This window comes from Allobosea psychrotolerans, from assembly GCF_002917105.1.
GTDB lineage: Bacteria > Pseudomonadota > Alphaproteobacteria > Rhizobiales > Beijerinckiaceae > Allobosea > Allobosea psychrotolerans.
Genome location: NZ_PQFZ01000012.1, coordinates 64,106 through 85,139 on the forward strand (window position 1 = coordinate 64,106; position 21,034 = coordinate 85,139).

General features: G+C 66.1%; 22 protein-coding genes. 12 read left to right on the forward strand and 10 right to left on the reverse strand.

Annotation, left to right across the window (positions count from 1 at the left end; translation table 11 throughout):
* Positions 1 to 20 precede the first annotated feature (20 nt).
* The gene (locus CYD53_RS19310; RefSeq protein WP_103719713.1) at positions 21 to 911 is read left to right on the forward strand and encodes an ABC transporter permease; all 891 of its coding nucleotides are present in this window, start codon (positions 21 to 23) and stop codon (positions 909 to 911) included.
* Here the strand turns inward: CYD53_RS19310 and CYD53_RS19315 are convergent.
* Genes CYD53_RS19315 through CYD53_RS19350 form a run of 8 tightly spaced genes read right to left on the reverse strand, consistent with a single transcriptional unit; the run spans position 908 to position 8,482 of the window.
* Positions 908 to 2,305 carry an amidase gene (locus CYD53_RS19315; protein ID WP_103719714.1) on the reverse strand — a complete coding sequence of 466 codons (1,398 nt, stop codon included), beginning with the start codon at positions 2,303 to 2,305 and terminating at the stop codon, positions 908 to 910. The genes CYD53_RS19310 and CYD53_RS19315 overlap by 4 nt on opposite strands.
* 13 nt (positions 2,306 to 2,318) lie before the next feature.
* Positions 2,319 to 3,077, reverse strand: coding sequence for an SDR family NAD(P)-dependent oxidoreductase (locus tag CYD53_RS19320; protein ID WP_103719799.1), 759 nt, complete (start codon positions 3,075 to 3,077; stop codon positions 2,319 to 2,321).
* A 10-nt stretch (positions 3,078 to 3,087) separates the two neighbouring features.
* Complete coding sequence (locus CYD53_RS19325) at positions 3,088 to 3,849, reverse strand: SDR family NAD(P)-dependent oxidoreductase (RefSeq protein WP_103719715.1); 762 nt, start codon at positions 3,847 to 3,849, stop codon at positions 3,088 to 3,090.
* Positions 3,846 to 4,679, reverse strand: a complete 834-nt coding sequence (locus tag CYD53_RS19330; protein WP_103719716.1) for a polysaccharide deacetylase family protein — start codon at positions 4,677 to 4,679, stop codon at positions 3,846 to 3,848. Before CYD53_RS19330 ends, CYD53_RS19325 begins: the two co-directional genes overlap by 4 nt.
* Positions 4,680 to 4,697: 18 nt before the next feature.
* The gene (locus CYD53_RS19335) at positions 4,698 to 5,501 is read right to left on the reverse strand and encodes an ABC transporter permease (RefSeq protein ID WP_245928332.1); all 804 of its coding nucleotides are present in this window, start codon (positions 5,499 to 5,501) and stop codon (positions 4,698 to 4,700) included.
* Positions 5,498 to 6,349 carry an ABC transporter permease gene (locus CYD53_RS19340; RefSeq protein WP_210202378.1) on the reverse strand — a complete coding sequence of 284 codons (852 nt, stop codon included), beginning with the start codon at positions 6,347 to 6,349 and terminating at the stop codon, positions 5,498 to 5,500. Before CYD53_RS19340 ends, CYD53_RS19335 begins: the two co-directional genes overlap by 4 nt.
* Positions 6,346 to 7,428: an ABC transporter ATP-binding protein gene (locus tag CYD53_RS19345; protein WP_103719719.1), complete on the reverse strand. Its 1,083-nt coding sequence runs from the start codon at positions 7,426 to 7,428 to the stop codon at positions 6,346 to 6,348. Before CYD53_RS19345 ends, CYD53_RS19340 begins: the two co-directional genes overlap by 4 nt.
* A 28-nt stretch (positions 7,429 to 7,456) precedes the next feature.
* Positions 7,457 to 8,482, reverse strand: a complete 1,026-nt coding sequence (locus CYD53_RS19350) for an ABC transporter substrate-binding protein (protein WP_103719720.1) — start codon at positions 8,480 to 8,482, stop codon at positions 7,457 to 7,459.
* 236 nt (positions 8,483 to 8,718) lie between these two features.
* Between CYD53_RS19350 and CYD53_RS19355 the strand changes: the two genes are divergently transcribed.
* Positions 8,719 to 9,258 (forward strand): MarR family winged helix-turn-helix transcriptional regulator, encoded by a 540-nt coding sequence (locus CYD53_RS19355; protein WP_103719721.1) that lies wholly within the window; start codon positions 8,719 to 8,721, stop codon positions 9,256 to 9,258.
* 7 nt (positions 9,259 to 9,265) lie between these two features.
* On the opposite strand, the gene CYD53_RS19360 is transcribed toward CYD53_RS19355, so the two are convergent.
* Both CYD53_RS19360 and CYD53_RS19365 read right to left on the reverse strand, forming a co-directional pair.
* Positions 9,266 to 10,033: an SDR family oxidoreductase gene (locus CYD53_RS19360; RefSeq protein ID WP_103719722.1), complete on the reverse strand. Its 768-nt coding sequence runs from the start codon at positions 10,031 to 10,033 to the stop codon at positions 9,266 to 9,268.
* Positions 10,034 to 10,043: 10 nt separating this feature from the next.
* Positions 10,044 to 11,243, reverse strand: a complete 1,200-nt coding sequence (locus CYD53_RS19365; RefSeq protein WP_092174519.1) for a mandelate racemase/muconate lactonizing enzyme family protein — start codon at positions 11,241 to 11,243, stop codon at positions 10,044 to 10,046.
* A 208-nt stretch (positions 11,244 to 11,451) separates the two neighbouring features.
* On the opposite strand from CYD53_RS19365, the gene CYD53_RS19370 reads away from it, so the two are divergent.
* From CYD53_RS19370 to CYD53_RS19415, 10 genes are all read left to right on the forward strand, one after another.
* Complete coding sequence (locus CYD53_RS19370; protein ID WP_103719723.1) at positions 11,452 to 12,213, forward strand: GntR family transcriptional regulator; 762 nt, start codon at positions 11,452 to 11,454, stop codon at positions 12,211 to 12,213.
* A 41-nt stretch (positions 12,214 to 12,254) separates the two neighbouring features.
* Positions 12,255 to 13,235: a 2-hydroxyacid dehydrogenase gene (locus CYD53_RS19375; protein ID WP_103719724.1), complete on the forward strand. Its 981-nt coding sequence runs from the start codon at positions 12,255 to 12,257 to the stop codon at positions 13,233 to 13,235.
* Positions 13,236 to 13,332: 97 nt separating this feature from the next.
* Positions 13,333 to 14,136, forward strand: coding sequence for a transporter substrate-binding domain-containing protein (locus CYD53_RS19380; RefSeq protein ID WP_103719725.1), 804 nt, complete (start codon positions 13,333 to 13,335; stop codon positions 14,134 to 14,136).
* A gap of 223 nt (positions 14,137 to 14,359) precedes the next feature.
* Positions 14,360 to 15,019 carry an amino acid ABC transporter permease gene (locus CYD53_RS19385; RefSeq protein ID WP_103719800.1) on the forward strand — a complete coding sequence of 220 codons (660 nt, stop codon included), beginning with the start codon at positions 14,360 to 14,362 and terminating at the stop codon, positions 15,017 to 15,019.
* Positions 15,019 to 15,672: an amino acid ABC transporter permease gene (locus CYD53_RS19390; protein ID WP_103719801.1), complete on the forward strand. Its 654-nt coding sequence runs from the start codon at positions 15,019 to 15,021 to the stop codon at positions 15,670 to 15,672. The genes CYD53_RS19385 and CYD53_RS19390 overlap by 1 nt, the downstream gene beginning before the upstream one ends.
* Positions 15,653 to 16,384 carry an amino acid ABC transporter ATP-binding protein gene (locus CYD53_RS19395; protein ID WP_103719726.1) on the forward strand — a complete coding sequence of 244 codons (732 nt, stop codon included), beginning with the start codon at positions 15,653 to 15,655 and terminating at the stop codon, positions 16,382 to 16,384. The genes CYD53_RS19390 and CYD53_RS19395 overlap by 20 nt, the downstream gene beginning before the upstream one ends.
* A gap of 433 nt (positions 16,385 to 16,817) precedes the next feature.
* Positions 16,818 to 18,050, forward strand: a complete 1,233-nt coding sequence (locus CYD53_RS19400; RefSeq protein WP_103719727.1) for an ABC transporter substrate-binding protein — start codon at positions 16,818 to 16,820, stop codon at positions 18,048 to 18,050.
* A 4-nt stretch (positions 18,051 to 18,054) separates the two neighbouring features.
* Complete coding sequence (locus CYD53_RS19405; RefSeq protein ID WP_245928334.1) at positions 18,055 to 19,005, forward strand: carbohydrate ABC transporter permease; 951 nt, start codon at positions 18,055 to 18,057, stop codon at positions 19,003 to 19,005.
* Positions 19,005 to 19,832, forward strand: a complete 828-nt coding sequence (locus CYD53_RS19410; RefSeq protein ID WP_103719728.1) for a carbohydrate ABC transporter permease — start codon at positions 19,005 to 19,007, stop codon at positions 19,830 to 19,832. Before CYD53_RS19405 ends, CYD53_RS19410 begins: the two co-directional genes overlap by 1 nt.
* Before the next feature lie 13 nt (positions 19,833 to 19,845).
* The gene (locus CYD53_RS19415) at positions 19,846 to 21,033 is read left to right on the forward strand and encodes an ABC transporter ATP-binding protein (RefSeq protein ID WP_103719729.1); all 1,188 of its coding nucleotides are present in this window, start codon (positions 19,846 to 19,848) and stop codon (positions 21,031 to 21,033) included.
* Position 21,034: the final 1 nt, after the last annotated feature.

Genomic DNA, 21,034 nt, shown 5'->3' on the forward strand with positions numbered 1-21,034 from the left:
CGGCCGCTTGAGCTCTAGCCATGGGCGAGGGCCGTCCCGCCTCCTTCTACTGGCTCGCCGCCTTCTTCGGGCTGTTCGTGCTGTTCCTCTACGGGCCGATGATCGCGATCTTCGTGCTTTCCTTCCAGGGGCCGACCGGCGGCATGACCTTCCCGATGAACGGGGTCTCGCTGCACTGGTTCGGCAAGCTCTGGAGCGGCGGCGGCATCGTCGACATCAAATCGGCCTTCTGGCGCTCGCTCCAGCTCGGACTGACGGTGATGCTGATCACCATGGCCTTCTCGGTTCTGGCGGGGCTTGCCTTCCGCAAGCGCTTCAAGGGCCAGAACCTGCTGTTCTACGTCACCATCGCCAGCCTGATCGTGCCCTCGATCGTGACCTCGCTTGGCATCGCCCTTCAATTTCGCCTCTTCGACGAGGCGGTGAAGGCCTATGCGCCGGGTTTCATCGCCGAAGGCTACGCCACCGCCATGGGCATCTTCAGCTCCGGCCTCGGCGCGCATCTGACCTGGGCCTTGCCTTTCGGCCTCTTGATCATGTTCGCGATCTTCAACCGCTTCGACGGCCGGTTGGAGGAGGCGGCGCGCGATCTTGGTGCTACGCCCTGGCAGACCTTCCGGCATGTCATCCTGCCGGTGATCCTGCCCTCGCTGATCGGCGTCGGGCTCTTCGGCTTCACCCTGTCCTGGGACGAGATCGCGCGCTCCTCGCAGGCCATCGGCGAGAAGAACACCTTGCCGCTCGAACTCCAGGCGCTGACCTCGACGGTGACGACGCCGGAGATCTACGCGCTCGGCACCGTCACCACCGGCGTCTCGTTCCTGGTGATCGGCTTGGCGCTCGCTACGATCCTGAGCCTGCGGGCGCGCCAGGCGCGGCGCGGCTCGGATGCCGGCAAGGGCATGGTCTAGCCTGGCCGGCGTGCCGCAAAGCCGAGCGCCGTTTCCAGCCGCGCGGCGATAGCGAGCAGATAGCCGTCCTCATGCCAGCGCCCGACGAGTTGCAGGCCGATCGGCAGGCCGGCCCCGGAGAGACCGCAGGGCATCGATAGGGCCGGATGCCCCGTCAGATTGAACGGGAAGGTATAGGGATACCAGGCGCCGCGGATCGTGCCGGCGTCCCGCCCCGCGATTGCGATGCGGCCGAGCGGATCGAGCCCGACCGGCAGGGCCGGCGCCGACAGCGTCGGCGAGGCGATAAGGTCGAAGCGGGACAGAATCGCCTGGATTTGCGAGAAGCAGCTCGTGCGAGCGAACTGCGCCTCGCAGAGATCGGTGGTGCTATAGGCGCGCCCGGCCTCGATCGTGGCGATCAGCGTCGGGTCGAGTTTTTCGGGTGAGCGCGCCGCATGGCCGCCCAGACGGGCCAGCAGCAGCGAGCGCAGCAGCACCAGGAAATGCGGCTCCAGCGAGACGAGATCGAGCTCGATCGGCTCGACGATCATGCCAAGCGCCTCGGCCTGCTTCATCGCAGCGAGAACGGAACGCTCGACCTCCGGATCGAGAACATTGCCGCAGCGCAGCAGGAAGCCGATGCGCGGGCGCTCGGCCTCGCCCAGCATGCGGCGCGGCAAGGCCTGGACCTGGCCGTAAGGGTCGCGCCGGTCGGGCCCGACCAGCACCTCGAACATCAGCTGGGTATCCGCGACGTCGCGTGCCATCGGACCGACATAGGAGTTGGCTCCGAACAGATCGGGCGCCTGCAGGTTCGGGATCGCGCCGAGTGTCGCCTTGAGGCCGACGACGCCGCAGCAGGCTGCCGGAATCCGGATCGAGCCGCCGCCATCGGAGCCGAGCGCCAGCGGCCCCATCCCGGCCGCAACCGCGACCGCTGCGCCGCCCGATGAGCCGCCGCAGGTGTGGGCGTGGCTCCAGGGGTTGAGCGTGCGGCCGAAGAAGGGCCCCTCGGTGAAAGGCTTGTGCCCGAATTCCGGCGTCGTCGTCTTGCCGATCAGGATCGCGCCTGCAGCCCGCGCCCGGGCGACTGCGACAGCATCCGAGGACGGCACCGTACCGGCGAACAGCGCGGAGCCCTGTGTGGTGGCGACGCCTTCCGAATTGGTCAGGTCCTTGATGGAGAAGGGAACGCCGTGGAGCGCGCCGAGCGGCGTGCCGTTCATGATCGCAGCCTCGGCCGCCCTGGCCTCGCTGCGCGCCCGCTCGGCACAAATCGCCATGAAGGCGTTGAGCTCCCGGCGCTCCTCGATACGGGCGAGCGCCGCATCGACAGCCTCCACGGGCGACACCTCGCGTGCACGGACAGCGGCGGCGAGCCTGATGGCGGACAGATCGGCGATGGCGGTCATGTTCGTGCTCCCCCTAGATCATCCAGCGGCCGCCATCGATCAGCAGCGTCTGGCCGGTGACATAGCGGGCGTCCTCGCTGGCGAGGAAGGCGACGCAGCCCGCGACATCCTCTGGCTCGGCGATGAAGCCGGCCGGCGTCGTCGCCTTGATCTTTTCGATCACGGCCGGTGTCAGCCGGTCATGGGCGCGGGTGCGGATCGCGCCGGGCGCCACCGCGTTGACCGTGACGCGATGGGGCGCAAGTTCCCGCGCCAGGGCGCGGGTAAAGCCGATGATCCCCATCTTGGCAGCGGCATAATCGGCGAGGCCAGCATCGCCGACGAAGGCCGCGTCGCTCGACATGTTGACGATCCGCCCGCCGCGCTCGCGCATCGCCGGCGCGACGAGGCGGGACATCCGCATCGCAGTGAAGAGCGAGACCTCCAGCACGAAGCGCCAGACCTCCTCCTCGGATTCATGGAACTGTGCCGCGCGCTCGCGCCCGCTCTGGCCGACATTGTTGAACAGGATGTCGACCGGCCCGAAGCCGGAGACCGTGCGCGCATGGAAATCGGCGAGCACGGCGGCGTCGGTGCAGTCGCCCGCCGTGGTCAGCAACCGCTCGTTCGGGCCGCCCTTAAAGCTCTCCGCGAAACCCTCGCTTTCGCGGTCGATCACGGCGACGCGCGCGCCTTCAGCGAGGAAGCGCCGGGCGGTGGCTGCGCCGATGCCATGGGCGGCGCCGGTGATCGCCACGACCTTGCCGGAGAAGCGGCCTGCGCTGGCGGTCATGGCTTGATCCTCAATGAAACGTGCGACCGCCATCGACGGCGATCGCGGTGCCGGTGACGTAGGAGGATTCAGCTGAGGTCAGCCACAGGATCGCGGCGGCGATCTCGTCGGGCGCGGCGATGCGCTGGAGCGCGTAGCGGGCGCGCACGGTCTCATAGGCCACCTGCGGATCGGGCGATGCATCGATGCCGGAGCGGAACAATTCGGTCTCGACGGCGCCGGGGCAGACCGTGTTGACGCGAATGCCGAATTCCGCCGCTTCCATGGCGAGCGCCTTGGACGCCATCTGCAGACCGGCCTTTGAGGCGCAATAGGCGGTGCGGTGCTTCAATGGCGAGAGGCCGGCGCCCGAGGAGACGTTGACGATGGTGCCGCCGCCGGCCGCCTTGAGATGAGGGTAAGCCGCCTGCATCACCAGCATCGGCCCGGTCAGGTTGACGGCAAGCACACGGCTCCAGTCGGCGTGCGCCATCGCCTCGATCGCGGCGACGAGATCGATGCCGGCGGCATTGACGATGCCGTCGAGCCCGCCGAGAGCAGCAGCGCTCTCAGCCACGACAGCCGCTACCGAAGCCGGATCGGCGACATCGGCCTTGGCCGGATGGAGTTGCCCGCGGTCGAAACGTCCGGCCAGAGCCACGAGTGCCGCCTCGTCCCGGTCGAGCGCCGCAATGCGCGCGCCTTCGCCGATGAAGCGCTCCGTCGTCGCAAGCCCGATGCCCTTGGCGGCGCCGGTGATCAGGATGCGCCGGCCGGCGAGCGCGCCGCTCATCGCCTGGCCTCCGCCCGGGCCTTCTCGAGACCGGGCCGCATATCGTCGACCATTTGGTCGCAGCGCCCGATCCAGACATCCTTGTGCTTCAGCGCATGCTCGATCAGCCCCTCCAGCACCTTGATTCGCGAGGGCTGGCCGATCATTTCGGGATGCATGCCGATCATCATCATCCGGTCCTCGGCATAGAGCACGTCGAACTCGCTCTTCCAGGCTTCGAGCAGCGCGGAGGGGGCCTGCATGGTGCGGCCGGGCAGCACGATCGAATATTGGAAGAAGGGCGCGTCATCGAGCACCCAGCGGAACGGCAGTTCGACGATCCTGGTCTGCTTGCCCTCGACCTCATGCAGATAGGGCGAGTCGTCGTCGAAGAAGTTGGAGGAGTAGTCGAAGCCGTATTCGACCAGCATCGGCATGGTGATCGGGCTGATCTCGGCGGCCGGCGAGCGCCAGCCGCGCGGAGCTTTGCCGCTGACGCGCAGGATCGACTGGAACGCCTTCTCCATCTCCTCGCGCTCCTCCTCGGGCGTGAGGCTCAAAATCCATTTGTGGCTGTAGCTGTGATGGGCGAGCTCATGGCCTCGCTTCAGGATTTCCTCGATCAGCCCCTCGCGCTGGTCGATGATCAGCCCGGGCACGAAGAAGGTCGCCTTGACGCCGTAGCGATCGAGCAGGTCGAGCACGCGGCCGGTGCCGACCTTCCAGCCATAGGCGCCCTGCGACATCAGGATCGGGCGGTTGGCATAGGCCGGGTCGCGCCCGGTCCACATCGTCTCGGCATCGAGATCGAAGGTCAGGAAGAGCGGGAAACCCTTGCTGGTGAGAGGCATGGTCTTTTCAACCCGTGTTCAGACGAAGCGGTGGAAGCCGAAGCGGCGCTCGGCAATGAGCAGGATGATGCCGGTGGCGGCGATGAGCAGCGTCGAGACGGCCGCGACGCTGGGATCGATCCCCATCTCGACCGAGGAGAAGATCAGCACCGGCAGCGTCGTCTGGTTGGCGCTGATCAGGAAGATCGTCACCGGGACATTGTCGAGCGAGGTGATGAAGGCGAAGAGCGCGCCGGCCACGAGGCCCGGCAGGATCAGCGGCAAGGTCACGAGCCGGAAGGCCTCGACGCCATTCGCGCCGAGCACGCGCGCGGCCTCCTCGACCGCGAGGTCGAGGCCCGAAAGGCTCGCCAGCGCCGAGCGCACGATATAGGGCACGGTGATGACCACATGGGCCATCAACAGGCCGAACAGGCTGCCGCGCAGGCCGGTCAGGCTGTAATATTGCAGCAGCGCGACGCCGATCACGACCGCCGGCAGGACGAGCGGCGCCATCAGCACGGAGGTGATCGCCTCCGATCCCGGTAGCGCCTTGCGGAACAGCGCATAGGCGGCCGCGACCCCGAGCAGGAGCGAGATCGCCGTCGAGCCGCAAGCCAGGATCAGGCTCATCCGGATTGCCGAGAGATAGCTCGGATCGCTCAGCACCTTGCCGAACCAGGCGAGCGTCAGCCCTTGCGGCGGGATGGTGAGATAGGAGGTCGTGCTGAAGGCGGCCAGCACGACGACGATCACCGGAACCTGCAGGAAGACGATGACGGCGAGGGCCGCCATGGTCACGGCCGAGCCCGGACGGTCGTCGCTGTCGCTCGCGCCCATCATGCCATGCCCGCCCAGCGCTTGGTCAGCCGGCTCGAGAGCCAGATCACGCCGATCGCCATTGCGGTGAGCGCGAAGGAGAGCGCCGAGCCGCTCGGCCAGTCGAGAAGCTGCATGTACTCGTCATAGATCAGCGTCGCCATGACCTTGTAGGTCGGGCCGCCCAGCATGCGCGGCGTCACCAAGGCGCTGATCGTCAGCACGAAGACCAGGATCGAGCCGGCAAGGATGCCCGGCGCCGAGAGCGGCAGTGTCACCGCGGCGAAGACGTGCAGGCGGCTGGAGCCCAGCGTCGCGGCGGCCGCCTCGACATCGCGTGGCACGTTGCGGATCGCCGCGACCAGCATCAGCACCATGAAGGGCAGGTAGATATGGGTCAGCCCGATCATCAGCCCGGTCAGGTTGAACATCAGCTTCAACGGCGTGGCGATCAGCCCGAGCTGGATCAGCAGGTTGTTGACGAGCCCGCGATTGGAAAGCAGCGCGATCCAGCCGAAGGAGCGCACCACCAGGTTGAGCATCATCGGGAAGATCACGAGCAGGATCAGCGGCACCCGCCAGCGCTCCGGCCCGCGCGCGATCAGGAAGGCGAGGGGGTAGCCGAGCAGCAGGCAGGCGAGCGTGACGAAGAGCCCGAGCCCCAGCGTGCGCCAGATCACCTCGCGATAGTAATCATCGGTGACGATGCGGGTGTAGTTTTCGAGCGTCCAGATGCCCGGCGCGATGCCCGTTCCCGGCGCATATTCGCGAAAGCTCGTCGGCAGCATCATCAGCACGGGCAGCAGGAAGAAGCCCGCCAGCACCAGCGCGAGCGGCGCCAGCAGCATCAACCCGTGCCGGGGCGCGATCACGCGGCCGCTCCTTCTGAGGCCATCGCGAAGACGGAGCCCGCATCGATCACAAGTGACACCGGCGTGCCCGGGTCGAGCGCCGAATCCGGGCCGCTGGATGGGGTCTCGGCGATCAGCTCGACGCCCTCAGCGAGCCTGACGACATATTGCACGCGCGCGCCGCTGAAGGAGCGCAGCGCGATCGTGCCGGCCAGCTCATCAGGCTCGGGCTGGCCGCTGCGCAGCCGGATCGCCTCCTGGCGAATGACCACATCGACCTTGGCGCCGAGGGCTGCGTCGATATGGGCCGCCTGCAGGGTGAGGCCGGTTCCGAGCCGCAGGCTGCCGCCCTGGCCCTCGCGTGTTGCGACCATACCCTGGAGCCGGTTCGGCTTGCCGATGAAGCTCGCGACGAAGCTGGTGGCGGGCCGGTGATAGATGTCCTCCGGCGTCGCGAATTGCTGCATCACGCCCTTGGCCATCACGCAGACGCGGTCCGACATGGACAGGGCTTCGCCCTGGTCATGGGTGACGAAGAGTGTGGTGATGCCGAGCCCGCGCTGCAGCCGCTTCAATTCGATCTGCATCTCGTCGCGCAATTGCGCGTCGAGATTGGAGAGGGGCTCGTCGAAGAGCAGCACGCGCGGCTGCGGCGCGATGGCGCGTGCAATCGCGACGCGCTGCTGCTGGCCGCCCGAGAGCTGGCGCGGAAAACGCTCGCCATAGGCGTCCAGCCTGACGCGGGCGAGGGCTTCCTTGACCCGCCGCTCGAGCTCCGCGCCGGAGACCTTGCGGCGGCGCAGACCGAAAGCGACGTTCTCGAAGACGGTGAGATGGGGAAACAGCGCGTAGGACTGGAAGACGAGCCCCAGGCCGCGCTTGTTGGGCGGCAGCGTCGTGACGTCGTCGGAGCCGATCAGGATGCGGCCGCGGCTCGGTGCGACAAGCCCTGCGACCATGCGCAGGATCGTGGTCTTGCCGCAGCCGGAGGGTCCCAGCAGCGAGACGAACTCGCCCTCCGCGATCGTCAGGGAGACCTCCCTGACGACCTCGGCCTCGCCATAGGACTTGCCCAGCCGCTCGAAGCTCAGCGCGCTCACCGGCTGCTCCCCTCTGTCCGCGCCAAGCTCAGCGCGCCACCTCGCGCTGCCAGCGGCGGGTCCAGTTGGCGCTGTTCTTGGCGATGATTTCGGGATCGATGAACCAGGCCTTCTCCAGGCTCTCGCCATTGGGGACGATCTTCCGGAGCTTGTCGGAGAGCTTCACCTTGGTGTTGACCGCGCCGATATAGGCTCGTTCGGAGAAGCAGCCCTGGCCTTCGGCCGAAAGGATCTGGTCGAGGAATTTATGCGCCAGCTCCGATTTGGCCGTGCCCTTGGGGATGATCACGGCCGGCAGGATGCCGACGGCGCCCTCTTTGGGATAGGCGACGGCGAGCGACAGGCCCTTGTCGATGGCGACGCCGGCGCGGTCGGGATACCAGGGCGCGATCGCGATCTCTTCGCGCTCGAACAAGGAGAGCAACTGGTCGGCCTGGGTGTAGAGCACGGCCGAGCCCTTCGCGATCGGCTTGATCGCCTCGATGCCGGGATCGATGTTCTCCAGCGTACCGCCCTTGAGCTTGTTCAGCGCCAGCAGGTAGTGCAGGCCCGACGTGCCGCTGATGTCGCCGATCGCATATTTGCCTGCATAGGCCGGGTCGGCGAGGTCGAGCCAGGAGGTCGGCGGCGTCTTGACCAGCTTTGGATTGTAGACGAGCGCGGTCGCGCTCACCATGGCGACGACATAGGCGTCGTCCTTGCCCCAGGCCGAGGCGATGACGTCGCCGGCGTTCTTGAGCTTCTTGCGGTCGATGATCTCGTTGAGCTTCTCGCCCTGGGTCTGGGCGGCCAGCGAATTGTCGATATAGACGATGTCCATATCGGGCTTGCCGGCGGTCGCGCGGATCGCGGCGGCGAATTGCGATGAATTGCCGAGCTTGAGCGAGACGGTGGCCCCCGTCGCCTTCTCGAAGGCGGCGACATGGCAGGCCTTGACGTTGTCGGCGAAGGACCCGCCGAAGGAACCGACGACGAGCTCCTCGGCCCGGGCGGAGAGCGAGAAGCCGGCGCAGAGGATGGCGGTGGCGGTCGCGAAGCAGAACTTGTGGCGCATGGTTGCAGGTCCCCGTCTGTTGCGTGGCGCCAACCGCTGTTCCGCGGCTTCTCGGCGCGAAGGGCAGGGCCTTTCGCCCGCCATTCCAGGGGGAGCATGGCATGGCTCAATTTATCTTTCAAGAAAGATAAATGAAAGATACTCTGGGTGCCTCAAGCCCTTGCAATCGCCCTTGCGGCGCGACGCGTAGCATGGTCGGAAGGGCGGGATCTGGAGGCAGGATCAGGAGGATCGGCATGCGCAACGACGCCCAGCGACGCATCGAGACCGAAGAGCCGGTTGCGCTCTGGGAGAACGATCGCGTCGGCGCGGGCATGCAGCGCTGGCGCCGCGAGTTCCCCGAGATCGACTGTTCCGGCAAGGCCGTGGTCGGCCGCCTGCTGCATCTGCACGAGGTCTTCCTGACGGCGGTCAACCGCACGCTGGCCAAGCACCGCCTGAAATATCCCGCCTTCGCCGTGCTCGCGACCTTGCGCGTCGAGGGAGCGCCCTATCGGATGTCGCCCAAGGCCCTGCTCGACTCGCTGATCCTGACCTCGGGCGGCTTGTCGAACCTGCTGCGCAAGCTCGAGAAGGCCGGCCATATCCGCCGCATGGCCGACGAGACCGATGGGCGCGGCGTCATCGTCGAATTGACCGAAGCGGGCCGCCGGCTGGTCGAGCCGGCGATGCGCGACCATGCCGAGACGGAGCGCAGATTGCTCAGCGCGCTCTCGCCGGAGGAGCAGAGCGCGACCGCCCGCGCGCTCGGACAGATGATGCTCGGCGCGCCATAGCCTCTAACTAGAGGACCGACGACATCCCGCCATCGACATAGATGATCTGGCCGTTGACATAGTTCGAGGCATCGGAGGCCAGGAACACGGCGGTGCCGACAAGCTCTCCGGGCTTGCCCCAGCGCCTGGCCGGCGTGCGGCCCTTGACCCAGGCGTCGAAGCTCGGATTGTCGATCAATGCCTGGTTCATGTCGGTGATCATGTAGCCGGGCCCGATCGCATTGGCCTGGATGCCGTGCTCGGCCCATTCCGCCGCCATGGCCCTGGTCAGCATCTTGATGCCGCCCTTGGCGACCGTATAGGGCGCGACCGTGGCGCGGGCGAGCTCGCTGGTCAGCGAGCCGATATTGATGACCTTGCCGTGGCCGCGTGCGATCATCCGCTTGGCCGCCTCGCGCCCGATCATGAAGGCCGAGGTCAGGTTGGTGTCGATCACGCGCTGCCAGTCGGCCGTGGCGATCTCGACCATCGGCTTGCGGAACTGGATGCCGGCATTGTTGACGAGGATGTCGATCGCGATGCCCGCTGTGTCGAAGACCTCGAAGGCGCGCAGGATTTCGGCCTCGTCGGTGACATTGAAGGGGGCCGGTTCGGCCTGATGGCCGAGCGTACGAAACTCCGCCACGGTTTCCGCTACACGAACCGGATCCGTGCCGTTGATCAGGATGCGGGCGCCGGCGACGGCCAGCCCTTCCGCCATGGCGCGACCGAGCCCGCGCGACGAGCCAGTGACGAGAGCGGTCTTACCGGTGAGGTCGAAGAGGGGATTGCTCATCTGGGCCCCATCAGAGGCTGGTGCGGCGGACGGTGAGGTCCGAACGCTCGAAGACGGCGGGCAGGAGTTCGACGCCCAGCCCCGGACCTTCCATCGGCAGGACATAGCCGTCCTTGATCACCGGCATGGTGGTGACGAGCTCATTGTACCAGCCGGTGTAGAAGGCGCGCACCGATTCCTGGATCAGCGTGTTGGGCTGGCTGAAGGAGGCGTGGATGGCGGCGATGAAGCCGACCGGGCCGATGCAGTCATGCGGCGCGAAGGGGCGGTGATAGGTTTCCGCCATCGCCGCGATCTTGCGCCCCTCGGTCAGGCCGCCGGTCCAGCACAGATCGGCCATGACGATGTGCATGGCATCGCGGTCGAGCATGTCCTTATAGGGGAAGCGCGAGCCCAGGGTCTCGCTGGCGCAGACCGAGACCGTCGTCGAGCGGGCGTATTCGGCCAGCGCCTGCGGCGAGTTCATCCGGATCGGATCCTCGTACCAGGTCGGGCTGTACTGCTCGAGCTCGCGGGCGATCTTGATCGCGGTCGGCAGGTTCCAGAGCGAGTGGAACTCGACCATGATCTCGATCTTGTCGCCGACGGCCTTGCGGATCTTCTCGAAGGGCTCGACCGCCTTCCGCATCTGCGCGGGCGTGATGTAGAGGCCCTGGTTCTCGATCGCCGGCGGGTCGAACGGCCAGATCTTCATCGCCGTGATGCCGCTTTCCAGCAGGCTCTCGGCCACCGCATCGGCGCGGTTCATGAAGCCGTCGAGATCCTCATAGGGGCCGGAGGTTTCGCCGAGGTTCCAGGTCGAGACCGGCTTGATGTTGTGCGAGCGGACATATTTGTAGCCGGCGCAGGTGTTGTAGATGCGCTGCTTGTCGCGGCAGAGGCCGCCGAGCATCTGGTGCACAGGCTGGCCGCAGACCTTGCCGAAGACGTCCCAGAGCGCGATGTCGACCGCCGAGGTCGCCCGCGATTCGACGCCAGTCGAGGCCTGCGCCATCGGCAGGTTCGACATCTCGCGATGCAGCGCCTCGATATGCAGCGGGTTCTTGCCGAGCAGGCGCATGGCAAGCGTGTCGTGCAAATGGGATTCGACCGCGCCGGCACCGTAGAACGTCTCGCCGAGCCCGATCACGCCGGCATCGGTATGCACGCGCACCCACAGGACATTGGCGAACTCTTCCGTCCGCAGCGTTTCGATGGCGGTGATCTTCAAGGCCTGCCTCCCATGGCGACTGGCGTTCTTCGCCGGCTTGCGCGCCGGGGAACGCCTTGGTTGATTGTCGTGTCGACCATAGCTCCAGGCGGAGGCATCAGGTCAAAGCAGGGCGACCATAGGAGCGCTTGTAAAATATCACAACATGTTTATGGTCGATGCCAAGATGGAGCCGCACGAACGAGCTCCACGGCGGAGGAGATGCGAGATGGCCAAGCGCGCGAGCCGGCCGGCCCTGGTCGAGGTGGGAGAAGCGGGCGCTCCGCCGCGCCGCAACCGCGTCAATCTGTTCGAACTGGCCTATCACCGCATCGAGGAATTGCTGGTGAAGTGCGAGCTTGCGCCCGGGCGCTTCCTTGCCATGCAGGATCTCCAGGACATGACCGGTTTCGGACGGACGCCGGTCCATCACGCGGTGAACCGTCTCGCCGCCGACACGCTGATCATCATCCGCCCGCGTCACGGCCTGCAGATCGCGCCGATCGATCTCGCCCGCGAGCGCGTGCTGTTGCATCTGCGCCGCGATATCGAGCGCTTCGTCATCAGGCTTGCCGCCGAGCGTGCCGGACCTTCGCACCGCAACCAGATGCTGCATATGGAGCGTTTGCTGCGCGAGAAGCGCGATGGCTTGACGCTGGCCGAGTTCAACACGCTCGACCGCCGCATCGACCAGATGGTGCTGGCCGCCGCCGGCGAGCCCTTCCTGGAGCACACGTTGCGGCCGCTCCACACCATCTTCCGCCGCATCGGCTTCATCCATCACAGCTATATGGCCGAGAAGACCAATCTCGACGGCACGATCGACCACCATCTCGCCGTGCTCAACGCCGTCGCCACCAAGCATGTCGACCGCGCGGTCGCGGCCTCGGATGCGCTGATCGCCTTCGTCGACGGCATGTTCGACGAGATGGAGAGCCGTATCGACCCTTCTCTCCTGGATTGCAGCATCGAGCCCCTGCTCGGCGCCTGAACCGCAAGAAGCCCTTCAACCGCGAAAAGTCCTGTCCGCCCATGCGCATCATCTTTCACGGCGAGAACGCCGCCTCCTTCAGCAGCGGTTTCGCCGATCTCGTCGGCCCGCAGGCCGATATCCGCATCCTGCCGGATGTCCTCGGCGTCGGCGCCGATCAGCGCGCTTATGCCGATGCCGATGTCATCATCGGCACGAAGTTCGGCGCCAGCCTGCCGGTTCCGGCGCGATTGAAGCTCTTCCATGTGCCCGGCGCCGGCTATGATGCGGTCGATCTCGGTCTGCTCCCGGCCTCGGCGAGCGTCTGCAACTGCTTCGGCCATGAGCAGGCGATCGCCGAATATGTGATGAGCGCGTTGCTCGCCCGCAGCATTCCGCTCGCCGATGCCGACCAGCGTCTGCGCCGGGGCGACTGGGCCTATTGGGCCGGCTCTCCCGAGCGGGTCCATGGCGAGATCGCGGGCAAGACCATTGGCCTGCTCGGCTTCGGCCATATCGGCAAGGCGATCGCAAGGCGCGCCAAGGCCTTCGAGATGCAGGTCCACGTCGCCAACCGCAGCGCCGTGCCGACCTCGGATCTCGTCGATCGCGCCTTCACGCTCGACCGGCTCGACGCCTTCTGGGGCTCGGCCGACGCCATCATCGTCTCGGTGCCGCTGACCGAGGAGACCAGGGGCATCGTCGGGGCCGCAGCCTTCGCCGCGATGAAGCCTGACGCTGTCATCGTCAATGTCGGGCGGGGGCCGACCATCGATGAGACGGCGCTGTTCGAGGCGCTCAAGGGCGGTCGGATCGGCGGCGCGATCATCGACACTTGGTATCAGTATCCCGGCCCGGACCAGGCCGAAACCTTGCCGTCGAAACAACCTTTCCACGAGCTTTCAAACGTTTTAATGACGCCGCACATGTCCGGCTGGACCAGCGGAACCATCCGCCGTCGCCAGCAGACCATGGCTGACAACATCAAGCGGTGCTTCTCCGGCTCCTCGCTCGAGAATGTCGTGAGAGCAGGAATGTCGTGAGAGAAGGACGTTCCGCGACCTGACGATCAGGCAACCGGCCGAACGAAGCCGGGGCAAAAAAGCAAACCCATCCGCGAAGCCCAAGGAAACGCAACCAATGAACCTGATGAAACATCTCAAGGTCGCCGGGACGCTGCTCGCGTTCGGCGCCGGCATGCTGGCGGCGAGCCAGGCCTCGGCCCAGACGATCACCGACATCATCAAGCGCGGCTCGGTCAAGATCGGCGTGCTGATCGGCGCCCCGCCCTATGGCTCCGTCGACTCACAGGGCAATGCGGTCGGCTATGATGCCGATGTCATCGCGCTGATCGGCAAATATCTCGGCGTCAAGGTCGAGATGGTGCAGCTGACCCCGCCGGCCCGCATTCCGGCACTGGAAGCCAACAAGGTCGACTTCCTCGTCGCCACGTTGGCGCCGACGCCCGAGCGCGCCAAGGCGGTGATGTTCTCGATCCCCTACAGCGCCTTCCAGACCGGCATCTACGCCAAGAAGAACGTCGTCATCAAGACCTGGAACGACCTCAAGGGCAAGAAGGTCGGCGTCAACCGCGGCTCGAGCGTCGAGCGCGAATTCACCAGCCGTGAGAAGGAGTTGAACCTCACCATCCTGCGCTTCGAGGACGACGCCACCACCATGCAGGCGCTGTTCTCCGGCCAGGTCGAGGCGATCGCCGGTCCCGACGCCCAGGCCAACGCGGCCATGAAGGCGCGCGGCGAGACCGAGACCGAGCTGAAGTTCGTCTTCGGCATGCAGCCCAACTCGATGACCATGCGCAAGGACGCCTATGAGCTGCGTCAGTGGCTCAACAACTTCATCTACTACGTCAAGCAGAACGGCGAGCTCGACGCGATCTCGCAGAAGTGGGTCGGCGGCCCGCTGCCGGCGCTCCCGACCTTCTGATCCGCTTGATCCGAGTATCGGCGCGCTGCCTCGCGTAGCGCGCCGGAATAGCTCGACCTCGGGAGCACGGCGCGAAAAACGGGAACCGGTTTTCGCACAGGCCATGCTCCATTTTTCCTGACGGTCACGCTTTCCGCCATCGGATGATTTTGTCCGATTGCGGCGTGATCGCTGCCGAAGGAGCGCGCGGTTGCTCTTCCAAGACGTCATTTCCAAATGGCCCATGATCCTGAACGGGGTCATGCTCACCATCGCGCTGTCCTTCGTCGCGATCGCGCTCGGCCTCGTGCTGGCGACGCTGATGAGCGCGCTGCGCAGTCTCGCAGGCAGCTGGGCCGGCTACATCGTCGACGCCTATGTCGAGTTGATGCGCAACACGCCCTTCCTGGTGCAGCTCTTCATGATCTTCTTCGGTTTGCCCCAGATCGGCATCCGCATGAACGGCCTCGAGGCCTCCATGCTGGCGATGACGCTCAATCTTGCCGCCTACGCGACCGAGATCATCCGCGCCGGCGTCGACTCGATCCACAAATCGCAGATCGAGGCCGGGCTCGCCCTGGCGATGAGCCGGCGCCAGGTCTTCCAATATGTCGTGCTGCAGCCCGCCTTCGCCCGCGTCTGGCCGGCGCTGTCGAGCCAGTTCGTGCTGATGATGCTGGCCTCCAGCATCTGCTCCTTCGTCTCGGTGCAGGAGCTTTCGGGTACGGCCGCGATCATCGAGCAGGACACGTTCCGCAGCTTCGAGACCTACATCATCGTCACCGTGATCTACCTCGTGCTGGCGCTCTCGCTGAAGCTCTTCCTGAACTGGCTCGGCCGCAGGATCTTCCCCCAGGTCTCCGGGCTTGCCCGTGTCGCCGAAGCGCATGGGGAGGCCGCCTGATGCAGACCTTCGGTTGGCCTGAGGCCTATTTCATCCTCCGCGCCGCGAGCTGGACGATCGCGCTCACCGCCATCGCCTTCATCATCGGCGGCATCTTCGGCGGCGTTCTTGCCATCATGCGGCTGTCGCGGGTGAAGCTGCTGCGCCGTTTTGCTGCCGGCTACATCCTGGTGATCCAGTCCATCCCCGTGCTCATGGTGCTGTTCATGAGCTATTACGGGCTCTCGGCAATCGGCATCGAATTGCCGCCCTTCTTCGCGGCCTCCGCCTCGCTCGCGATCTACGTCTCCGCCTATCTCGCCGAGATCTGGCGTGGCTCGATCGAATCCGTGCCGCGCCAGCAATGGGAGGCATCGGCCTCGCTGGCGCTGACGCGCGGCCAGCAATACCGCTACATCATCCTGCCCCAGGCCGCGCGCATCTCGCTGCCACCGACGGTCGGCTTCCTCGTCCAGCTCGTGAAGAACACCTCGATCGTCCAGGTCGTCGGCTTCGTCGACCTGATGCGCGCCGGCATGCTGGTCAACAATGCGACCTATCAGGCCTTCCAGATCTTCACCCTGGTGGGAGCGATCTACTTCGCCATCTGCTTCCCGCTTTCCAGGCTCAGCCGCCATCTCGAAAAGGTGATGAATGCCAGCCGTAGTCATTGACGACGTCTACAAGAAATTCGGCGCGCTCGAGGTCCTGAAGGGCGTCTCGCTCAACGTCGACACAGGCCAGGTCGTTGCGATCATCGGCCGCTCCGGCTCGGGCAAGAGCACGCTGCTGCGCTGCATCAACGGGCTCGAGGTCTTCCAGGCCGGCCGCATCGAGGTCGCCGGCCATACCGTCGACCAGGATCCCAAGCGCCTGCGCGAATTGCGCAAGGATGTCGGCATCGTCTTCCAGAGCTACAACCTCTTTCCGCATCTGACTGTCGGGCAGAACATCATGCTCTCGCCGCGCATCACCCAGGGCGTCTCGACGGCCGAGGCGACGACGCTGGCGCGCGACGTGCTGGCGCAGGTCGGCCTCTCCGAGAAGTTCGACAGCTATCCCGACAATCTCTCGGGCGGGCAGCAGCAGCGCGTCGCCATCGCCCGTTCGCTGGCGATGCGCCCGAAGGTGATGCTGTTCGACGAGGTCACCTCGGCGCTCGACCCGGAGCTGACGGGCGAGGTGCTGCTGGTGATGGAGAAGCTCGCCAAGGGCGGCATGACCATGCTGCTGGTGACGCATGAAATGAATTTCGCCCGCACCGTGGCGAGCACGACGGTGTTCATGCACCAGGGCAAGATCTGGGAAAGCGGGCCGTCGAAGACGTTGTTCGCGGATCCGCAGACGCCGGAGCTGCGCAACTTCGTCAGCGCCGGCGCGCATTAGGGCGTTTTCGAGCGTCATCGGGAACGAAGGGAAGCGATCCAGGGAGACGCCGGGCACGGCGCTCTGGATTGCTGCGTGGCTCTGCACTTCGCGATGATGGTGGGGTGGCTCATATTGTAAAATATCACGATATGTCTATCATCGCTCGCGACGGAACCAGGCTTAAGAAGTTCCGGAGCGGAGGAAAGTCAGGCGGCATGTCCCGCAGAGAATTCAGGGGCACCGAGGGGAGCGAGCGCTCCTTCCCACCTTCGCCGGCTGGAGATGCGGCCTGTCATCCCGGCTGGAAGCCATGGATCTGGCGGGCAGCGGCATTTGGAATGCCGTTTGACGTGGCGAGAGACAAAATATCCGCGGCTGAGCGAGCTGCTTCAACCATCGCGACCCGGAAAACCGGGCGCTTTCGCCCTGCGGGGCCTATCGGAGGAACGCCATGACTGGGATTTCGAGACGCACATTGCTGCAGGCCGCTTCGGGCGCCGCAGTCCTGAACGCGACGCGCAGCTTCGCGCAGGCCAAGGAGACCGTGACCTTCGCGGCCGCGACCTTCGCGGAAGCCGGCCGCGGCGACAAGCTGAAGGCCTGGATCGAGAAGTTCAACGCCTCGCAGGACAAGGTCGAGGTCCAGCCGGTCGCGATCCCGTTCTCCCAGCTCGCCAATACCGTCTTCACGCAGATGGGCGGCGGTGGCGGGCCGGACCTCGTGCGCTTCGACCAGACTGACTTCTTCGCGGCCCTCCCCGCCAAGCGGATCCTGCCGATCGACGACATCGTCGATGCGAGCAAGTACACCTTCCAGGCGCCGGACAAGTTCCTCAACGTCGAGGGCAAGCGCTACGGCGTCGTGTTCGAGCTGGCCAACTACCAGCTCATCTACAACCCGGCGCTGCTCAAGGGCGGCGAGCCGCCGAAGACCTTCCCCGAGTTCCTCGCCGCGGCGAAGGAGGCGACGGGCAAGGGCCAGTTCGGCTATGCCTTCCGCGCGACGATGCCCGAGCGTTCCGGCTTCTGGCAGGACCTGACGAACTACGTCTACGGCTTCGGCGGCAACTGGGCCGACGGCAAGCAGCTCACCCTCAACAGCCCCAAGGTCGTCGAGGCCATCACCGCTTACAAGCAGGTCTACGATGCCGGCGTGATCCCGAAGGGCGCCGATGCGGCGACCTATCGGCGCATGTTCTGGGAAGGCAAGATCGCCATGAACATCGACAATGGCGGCGTCGCCGGCATCTTCGCCGCGCAGAACCCGAACCTGAAGTTCGCGGCCGCCCCTTCGCCCTTCCCGAACCGCCAGCAGGGCCTGATCCTGACCGCATTGTCGGTCAACGCCAACACCAAGAACAAGAAAGCCTGCGGCGTCTTCATCAACTGGATGCTGCAGCAGGCCGCGCAGTCCGAGCTGCAGGGTATCCTCGGCGCCGCGAGCGTCGCGACCCCGGTCGAGCGGCCGAAGGCGGATCTGGAGCGTTCGCCGTGGCTCGGCGTCTACGATGCGCAGACACCCTACGCGCTGCCGCAACTCGTGCTCGGCTTCGAGACCAAGACGCTGGAAATCCAGCAGGTTGTCGTCGAGCAGGTGCTGAAGATCCTGGTCGGCAACGCCGATGTCCAGAAGACGCTGGACGAGGCGCAGTCGCTGGCGCTGAAGCGCATCGAGCGGCAGTGAAGCCATGACCGACGCCGCCAAGCTCGGCACGGCGATGGCCGGCCGCTCCCCGCGAAGCGGGGGGCGAGACCGGGAGAACCGCTGGACGCCTTATCTCTTCATCGCGCCGGTCGCGCTTTATCTGGCGGTGTTCCAGGGCTATCCGCTGCTGAGCGAATTCGTGCTCAGCTTCACCCAGACCTCGCTGCTGGCGCCGCAGGATGCCCGTTATGTCGGCCTGCGCAATTATCGCGACCTCGCAACCTCCAGCGATTTCGCCTCGGTGCTCTGGATCACGGCGCTCTATACGCTCGCCTGCGTCGTCTGCGCGATCGCGCTGGGTCTCGGTGCGGCGCTGCTGCTCGACCGGCCGTTCCGCGGGCGCGGGCTGGCGCGAGCCCTCGTCACCGTGCCCTGGGCGGCGCCGCCCGTGGCCGTCGCCACCATCTTCGCCTGGATGCTCAACGCGCAGTACGGCATCTTCAACCACGTCCTGAAGCTGATGGACTTCGAGATCGGCTATGAGAGCTGGCTCGACAATCCCAAGCTCGCCCTGCCGGCGATCCTGTTCACCACGGTCTGGCAGATCTTTCCCTTCGCTTCGGTCGTGCTGCTCGCGGCTCTGCAGGGCGTCTCGGAGGAGGTGCGGGAAGCGGCGACGATGGACGGGGCGGACCGGCTCAGCGTCTTCAAGGTCGCCGTCTGGCCGACGATCCAGCCGACCGTCGCGCTGCTCGCGCTCTTCGTCACGATCTGGTCGCTGCGCCGCTTCGACCTGATCTGGGTGATGACGCAGGGCGGGCCGATCGGCGCGACCAAGACGCTCGTCATCGAACTCTATACGCGCGGCTTCGTCACCCGCGAGCTCGGCGAGGCCGCTGCGGTCGGCATGATCGGTCTCACGATCGCCCTCGTCGTGACCTTCGTCTACTTCTGGTACACGCAGCGCACCGAGCGCGCGCAGGGGCGCCGCTGATGAAAACGCCCGCCTCCCACGCCGTGCGCATGGCGCTGATCATGGTGCTGCTCAGCGCCGCGCTGTTCCCGATCTACTGGATGGTGGTCACCTCGCTGACCTCGTCGGCGAACCTCTTCGCCGACCGGCCGCAGATGCTCCCCGATCCGAGCCAGGCGTTCAACTACGCCGAGACCTTTGCCAAGACGGGCGTGCTGCTCTGGCTGAAGAACAGCGCCATCGTCGCGGTCGGGACAATGGTATTGTCGATCCTGCTGGCGATCCTGCCGGCCTATGCGCTGTCGCGCTTCACATTCCGCGGCAAGGGCCTGCTTGGCTTCGTGCTGTTCGCCACGCAGATGCTGCCGGAGGCGATGCTGGTGGTGCCGCTCTACGCGATCTTCGCCAAGCTCCTGCTGCTCGACACGCTCGGCGGGCTGATCCTCGCCAATGCCGCCTTCACCGTCCCGGTCATCACCTGGATTCTGAAGGGCGCGATCGACGGCGTGCCGCTGGAGATCGAGGAAGCGGCGCGCATCGACGGCTGCTCGCGCATCGACATCGTGCTCGGCATCGTCCTGCCGGTGGTGGCGCCGACGCTTGCCGCGGCATCGGTGATCGCATTCTTCCACGGCTGGAACGAGTACGTCTTCGCGCAGACGCTGGTGCTGAGCCAGGAGCTGCGCACCGCTTCGGTCGGCCTCGCCAGCTTCGTCGGCGAGCTTTCGACCCCGATCCACACCGTCATGGCCATCGGCGTGATGTACACGCTGCCGGCCGTCGCCTTTTACCTGATGGTCCAGCGCTATGTCGTCGCCGGCATGACCGCCGGCAGCGTCAAGGGCTGAGAAAGAAACATAAATGGCCTCGATCACGCTCAACCACGTCGCCAAGCATTTCGGCAACAAGGTCGCGATCTCCGACATCGACATGAAGGTCGAGGACGGCGAGTTCCTTGTGCTGCTTGGGCCCTCCGGCTGCGGCAAGTCCACGCTGCTGCGCATGCTGGCTGGACTGGAGACCGCAACCAGCGGTGAAATCCATGTCGGCGGTCGGCGCGTCGACCAATTGCCGCCCAGCGCCCGCGACATGGCCTTCGTCTTCCAGTCCTATGCGCTCTATCCGCATATGACGGTGCGGCGGAACATCGCCTTCCCGCTGATCATGCGGCAGTTCAAATGGTGGTTCCACATCCCGCTCCTGGGCGGGCTTGCCAAGCGCCGCATCGAGCGCTCGCCGGCCGTCAGCGAACTCGTCGAGAAGACGGCGCGGACGCTGTCCCTGACGGAGATGCTCGACCGCTACCCGCGCACGCTCTCGGGTGGGCAGCGCCAGCGCGTCGCGCTGGGGCGCGCCATGGTGCGCCAGCCCGAGGTCTTCCTGATGGACGAGCCGCTCTCCAATCTCGACGCCAAGCTGCGCTCGGCGATGCGGGCGGAAATCACGCGGCTGCACCAGCGCGTCGGCGGCACCTTCGTCTATGTGACGCATGATCAGGTCGAGGCCATGACCATGGGCACGCGTATCGCCCTGATGCGCGACGGCGTGATCCAGCAATTCGGCACGCCGCGCGAGATCTACACCTCGCCCGCCAATACCTATGTCGCGCGCTTCATCGGCACCCCGCCGATGAACCTGATCGAGGGCCGCATCGAAGGCGGCATGATCATGCTCGGCGAGGTGAGCTTGCCCTTGCCGCATGCCTTGGCTGCGGCCGCCCGCGGAGCCGGGCGCGACCCGGTCCTGCTCGGCATCCGGCCCAACGCGCTGACGCTGGCTGCACCCGGCGGGCAGGGCCAGCTCACCGGCACGGTCAGCCTCGTCGAGCATGTCGGTGCGGAATCGGTCGTCGCCGTCAAGCTGAGCCATGCGGCGACCGCCCATGACGAGGAGGGCGCGGTGCCAGGCGAGATCATGATCACCACGCAAGGGTATAGCGAGCTCAAGGCGGGCGATCCGGTCTCGGTGGTGCCGGATCTGTCCGAGGCCGTGCTGTTCTCCCGCAGCACGGGCGAGCGGTTGCGCGCCGGCCTCGCTTTGGCGGCTTGAA